Annotated in this window: 5 protein-coding genes and 1 pseudogene; 1 reads left to right on the forward strand and 5 read right to left on the reverse strand. The window is 71.5% G+C overall.

Going from position 1 to position 5,536, the window contains the following annotated elements; all coding sequences use genetic code 11:
* From DKL51_RS01750 to pdhA, 5 genes and pseudogenes are all read right to left on the reverse strand, one after another.
* Nucleotides 1–365, reverse strand: a pseudogene (locus tag DKL51_RS01750) (LppU/SCO3897 family protein); the annotation flags it as partial.
* A gap of 349 nt (nt 366–714) precedes the next feature.
* Nucleotides 715–852, reverse strand: a complete 138-nt coding sequence (locus DKL51_RS34655; protein WP_165823299.1) for a hypothetical protein — start codon at nt 850–852, stop codon at nt 715–717.
* A gap of 223 nt (nt 853–1,075) precedes the next feature.
* Nucleotides 1,076–2,494, reverse strand: coding sequence for a dihydrolipoamide acetyltransferase family protein (locus tag DKL51_RS01755; RefSeq protein WP_124811656.1), 1,419 nt, complete (start codon nt 2,492–2,494; stop codon nt 1,076–1,078).
* A 5-nt stretch (nt 2,495–2,499) separates the two neighbouring features.
* Nucleotides 2,500–3,489, reverse strand: coding sequence for an alpha-ketoacid dehydrogenase subunit beta (locus DKL51_RS01760; RefSeq protein ID WP_109948256.1), 990 nt, complete (start codon nt 3,487–3,489; stop codon nt 2,500–2,502).
* Nucleotides 3,489–4,667 carry a pyruvate dehydrogenase (acetyl-transferring) E1 component subunit alpha gene (gene pdhA / locus DKL51_RS01765; protein ID WP_109964275.1) on the reverse strand — a complete coding sequence of 393 codons (1,179 nt, stop codon included), beginning with the start codon at nt 4,665–4,667 and terminating at the stop codon, nt 3,489–3,491. Before pdhA ends, DKL51_RS01760 begins: the two co-directional genes overlap by 1 nt.
* A gap of 499 nt (nt 4,668–5,166) precedes the next feature.
* Here pdhA and DKL51_RS34660 point away from each other — a divergent pair.
* Nucleotides 5,167–5,536, forward strand: a 370-nt coding sequence (locus tag DKL51_RS34660) for a hypothetical protein (protein ID WP_221623114.1), incomplete at its 3' end; no start/stop codon positions are given.

The raw sequence follows: 5,536 nt of genomic DNA on the forward strand, positions 1-5,536 counted from the left end.
GCCCACGCGGGACCGGACTGCTCCTGCGCGGCCCAGGTCGGCTGGGACGAGCCACCGGGGGTGGCCCAACCGGCCGCTTCGGCCTCCTGCGGCACCTGGGCGGCACCCCAGGTGGCGGTGGTCGGCGGCTGTCCGCCTTGCTGAGCCCAGGTGGGCGCGGGCGGCTGCTCGTCTTGCGCGGCCCAGGTGGGGGCCGGCTGGCCCGGCTGCCCCGCGGGCGGAGGCGTTGCCCAACCCAGGTCGGGGGCGCCGGGATACCCGTTGTCCTGCTGGGCCGAGCGGTCGCCGTACGGCGTCGGTCCGCCGGCGCCCGGTGGCACCTCGCCCGGCTCCTGGCCAGGGCGGTGGGGGGCCTCGGACGTCATGGGTGCGCCTCCTCCATCACATGTCGGCCGCCGATGCCGATCGGAGACCGTCGGCATGGTTGCCGGCGTCGCCGGCGGGTACCGGCCGTGCGCGCTCCCCGCACCGTATCCGGTGGCCGCCCGGGGATGTCCGGGGAGCACCGGTCGTCACTCACCGTGGCCGAGTGGTGTCGATCGGCTTCTATCGGCGCGATCTGCCCCGGGGGCGGGTGGGTGGCGACCGTGCCCCACCGTACCGGGCGGTGCGGCGAGGTGGAATCCCGGTGCCGATCGATGTGAAACGCCGAAGACCCGCCCGGTTGTCCGGGCGGGTCTTCGAACTGGAGGAGGTGAGGAAAGTAAGGGAGCGTCAGCTCATGTGACGCTGGGCGATGGCGAGAAGCTCCTCGCGGACCGCGGGCGAGTTGGCGGAACGCAGCGCGTGCTCGATGGCGCGGGCGCGGCGGTTGGCGTCGCGGCGGTTGCGGATTCGCTCGATCATGCTCATCTGGGTCTCTCCTCCTGGCTATTCGGTTGTCAGCCCCTTGATGTCTCTATTGAACCGCAGAACGCCGCTAACTTCCATCGATTATTAGGTGAGCTGAACCACGGACCTAAGGATCGTAGGTCAAGAGCCCAACCTGACCTACGATTTCTTCGCCCAACGGCAACGGCCGGTGTGCCGGGCGTTCACCCGAGGCACACCGGCCGTGGCTGGTGTTCGTGGACGGTCAGGTCCAGGCGAGCAGCGCCGCCTCCGGATCGGCGAGGAAGTCCCCGACGTCCCGCAGGAACTTCGAGCCCAGCTCACCGTCGATGATCCGGTGGTCGAACGAGAGGCCGAGCGTGGTGACCAGGCGCGGCTTGACCTTGCCCTTGTGCACCCACGGCATCTCGCGTACCGCGCCGAAGGCCAGGATCGCCGACTCGCCCGGGGGCAGGATCGGGGTACCGGTGTCGACCCCGAAGACGCCCACGTTGGTGATCGTCAGCGTGCCGCCGGACATGTCGGCCGGGGAGGTCTTCCCCGTCTTCGCCGTCTGGACCAGCGCGGTCATCGCGTCCGCCAGCTCGCGCAGCGAGAGCCGGCCGGCGTCCTTGATGTTCGGCACGATGAGGCCGCGCTCGGTGGCCGCCGCGATGCCCAGGTTGACGTAGTCCTTGACCACGATCTCGTCGCCGGCCCAGGTCGAGTTGACCATCGGGTACCGCTTGACCGCCAGCAGCACCGCCTTGGCGACCAGCAGCAGCGGCGAGACCCGGACGTCGCGCCACTCCCGCCGCTCCCGCAGCCGGTCCAGCGCCTTCATCGCCCGGGTCACGTCGACGGTCAGGAACTCCGTCACGTGCGGGGCGGTGAACGCCGAGCGGGACATGTTCTCGGCCGTGAGCTTGCGTACCCCCTTGACCGGGATGCGCTGCTCGCGGTCCGCGCCGAAGCTCGCGGCCGCCGGGGCCGCAGGCGACACCGTCAGCGGTTCGGCCGCCGCCGGGGTCGCACTCGCCGCTCGCTGTACGTCCTCCCGGGTGATCGAGCCCAGCGGGCCCGAGCCGGTCAGCGTGGAGAGGTCGACGCCGAGGTCCTTGGCGAGCTTGCGGACCGGCGGCTTGGCCAGCACCAGCCCGCCGGTGCGCCCGGTGCCGTTGACCGCCGGGGCGGAGGTGGCTCCCTGGGCCGGCACCGGAGCCGCGCCCTTGCGGGGCCGACGCTTGGCCGCGGTGGTCCGCGGGCCGTAGCCGACCAGCACGGCGGTACGCCCACCCGGGGCGGCACCGCCGATCAGGCCGGGCTCGACCATGCCCTCCTCGGGCGCGATCTCGACCGCCGCCAGGGAGGCGGCCGACGGGGTGGGGAGGTCGGCGGCCGGCGCACCGGTCGTCGATTCCTCGATCGGCCCGGCGCCCGGGTCGGTGTCGATGGCGATGATCGGCGTGCCGACCTCGACCGTGGCACCCTCCGGGTGGAAGATCGCCTGCACCTGGCCGGCCCACTTCGCCGGGATCTCGACGGCCGCCTTGGCCGTCTCCACCTCGACGATCGGCTGGTTCAGCTCGATGACGTCGCCCACCTTGACCAGCCAGGCGAGGATCTCGCCCTCGGTCAGGCCCTCGCCCAGGTCGGGGAGGTTGAACTCCTTGATCCGCGACATGCCGCTCACCAGCCGAAGGTGCGGTCGACGGCGTCGAGCACCCGGTCGAGGTCGGGCAGGTACTCCTCCTCCACCCGGGCGGCCGGGTAGGGGGTGTCGAAGCCGGTCACCCGCAGCACCGGGGACTCCAGGGAGTAGAAGCACTCCTCGGTGATCCGGGCCGCGATCTCGGAGCCCAGGCCCAGGTTGCCCGGGGCCTCGTGGACCACCACGCAGCGGCCGGTGCGCTTCACCGACTCGTACGCCGCGGTCAGGTCCAGCGGGGAGAGCGTGCGCAGGTCGATGACCTCCAGCTCCCGGCCGTCCTCGGCGGCGGCGGTGGCCGCGTCCAGGGCGGTCCGCACCATCGGCCCGTACGCCAGCACCGTGGCGTCGGTGCCCGGCCGGACGACCCGCGAGGCGTGCAGCGGGTACGCCTCGGCGAGCGGGGCGTCCAGCTCGACCGGGCCCTTCTCCCAGTAACGCCGCTTCGGCTCCAGGAAGACGATCGGGTCGTCCGAGGCGATCGCCTGCTGGATCATCCAGTAGGCGTCCTGCGGGTTCGCGCAGGTCACCACCTTCAGGCCGGCGGTGTGCGAGAAGTACGCCTCGGGCGACTCGGAGTGGTGCTCGACCGCGCCGATGCCGCCGCCGTACGGAATCCGGATGACCATCGGGATCCGGACCTTGCCCTGCGAGCGGTAGTGCATCTTCGCCACCTGCGACACGATCTGGTCGTACGCGGGGTAGACGAAGCCGTCGAACTGGATCTCGCAGACCGGGCGGAAGCCGCGGATGGCGAGGCCGACCGCGGTGCCGATGATGCCGGACTCGGCGAGCGGGGTGTCGATCACCCGCTGGTCGCCGAAGTCCTTCTGCAGCCCGTCGGTGATCCGGAAGACGCCGCCGAGCTTGCCGACGTCCTCGCCCATGATGACGACCTTGGGGTCGTTCTCGAGGGCCTTGCGCAGGCCGGTGTTGAGGGCCTTGCCGAGGGTGAGCGTCTCCGTGGCCATCAGTGGGCGCTCCCCTCGAACGACTCCATGTACTTGGCGAACTGGGCCCGCTGCTCGTCGAGCTCTGGGGACCCGTTGGGGTAGACGTGGTCGAACATGCTCACCGGCTCCGGGTTCGGCATGTTCAACACCCGCTCGCGCAGGTGCACCGACTCGGCGCGGGCCTGCTCGTCGACCTCGGCGAAGAACGACTCGTCGGCGATCTGCTGCCTGGTCAGGAACGCCTTCATCCGGGCGATCGGGTCCTTGGCCTGCCAGGCCTCGACCTCGCTGGCGATCCGGTACCGGGTCGGGTCGTCGGAGGTGGTGTGCGCACCCATCCGGTAGGTGTACGCCTCGATCAGGCTCGGGCCCTGGCCGTGCCGTGCGTTGTCCAGCGCGTGGCGGGTGACCGCGTACGAGGCGAGCACGTCGTTGCCGTCCACCCGGACGCCGGGGAAGCCGAAGCCGCCCGCCCGCTGGTACAGCGGGACGCGGGTCTGCCGCTCCAGCGGCTCGGAGATGGCGTACTGGTTGTTCTGGCAGAAGAACACCAGCGGGGCGTTGAAGACGCTGGCCCAGACGAACGACTCGTTGACGTCGCCCTGGCTGGTGGCGCCGTCACCGAAGTAGGCGATCACCGCCTCGCCGTCGTCGCTGCCGGTCTTGCCGTCCATCGCGACGCCCATGGCGTACCCGGTCGCGTGCAGGGTCTGCGCCCCGATGACGATCGTGTACATGTTGAACTTGAACTCGTTCGGGTCCCAACCGCCCTGGTCGACGCCGCGGAACAGGCCCAGCGGCATGATCGGGTCGATGCCCCGGCAGTAGAGGACGCCGTGCTCCCGGTAGGTCGGGAAGGCCATGTCCTGGGTACGCAGCGCGCGCCCGGAGCCGACCTGCGCGGCCTCCTGGCCCAGCAGGCTGGCCCAGAGGCCCAGCTCGCCCTGCCGCTGCAGCGCTGTCGCCTCGGCGTCGAGCTTCCGCACCAGCACGAGGTCGCGGTAGAGCCCGCGGTACTCCTCGTCGGTGAAGTCCGCGCGGTACTCGGTCCCGTCCGGGCCGATCGCGCTCTCGATCCGCTCGCCCTCGGGCGTGAGCAGTTGTACGAGTTCCGGGTCGCCCGCCGTGGCGGCTCGCTTGGAACGGGGTGCGGCCCGCCGGCCGCGGGTGGTGACCCCGGGGTCGCCCTTTGCCATCCGTCTCTCCCTGTCGTTCTGCGTCAGCGCCGGGGGGTGACCCGTGCCGCGCAAATCCTGCGCCGCCCGGCTGGTGCCGAGCTGGTCCCTGGCGGCCGCGCCTAGCCCCGGTGAGGGTTGCCGCGCGGCGTGAGCCGGATTCATGGGGCGAACCCGGTTCGGGAGCGCCGGCGCCGTTCCGCACCAGCCGCGGGGTGCGCGGAGGAGCGGCTGCGTTGCCGTCGTGCCTGAATGATGGCAGAGGAGGTGAGCGGGCCCACAGTACGGCCCACCCCAGGGCCGGGTTCCGTCCACTTCGCGACGCATGGTGATGTTTGTGCCAGGGAATCTGGTGGCGACGGACAAAGTGTGTGTCGACACGCTGTATCGACTGGTGAACTGAGCGTAACTGGTCCAAGCTGACTGGTGTCCGTTGAGCGTTTCGCGTCCTTTGTCCTTTTAGGCCCGGCGGCGATCCGCCGACGCCTCTGCCGGTTCTTCGACGACGAGGAGTGATCCGGTGTCCGAGCCAGCCGATGGTCCCGGTGCTCCCCTCCTCGGCCGCCACCGCACGGCCTCGCACGGTGGCTACCCGAGGCTGATCGGGGCGCACCGCGCCGACGGCCTCCGCGGCCCCAACCGGGGCTACCTCTTCACGGTCGCGTTGCTCGCCGGGACCGCCTCCATGCCGATCCTCGCCGCTATCAGCGCGGGCTCGGGCACGGTGGGCCGTACCGCCCTGCCGGACACCAGCACGCCGTTCATCCCGACACCCTCCGTCGGCCCGGTGGTGATCCAGTCCACCGGGCAACCCGCGTTGACCCCGGCCCGGCCGGCGCCGACCCTTCCCGCGTCGGCCGCCGGCAGCGCCCCGGGCGCGGGTGACCCGG

The sequence above is a fragment of the Micromonospora globispora genome (genome assembly GCF_003857015.1).
Classification (GTDB): Bacteria; Actinomycetota; Actinomycetes; order Mycobacteriales; family Micromonosporaceae; genus Micromonospora; species Micromonospora globispora.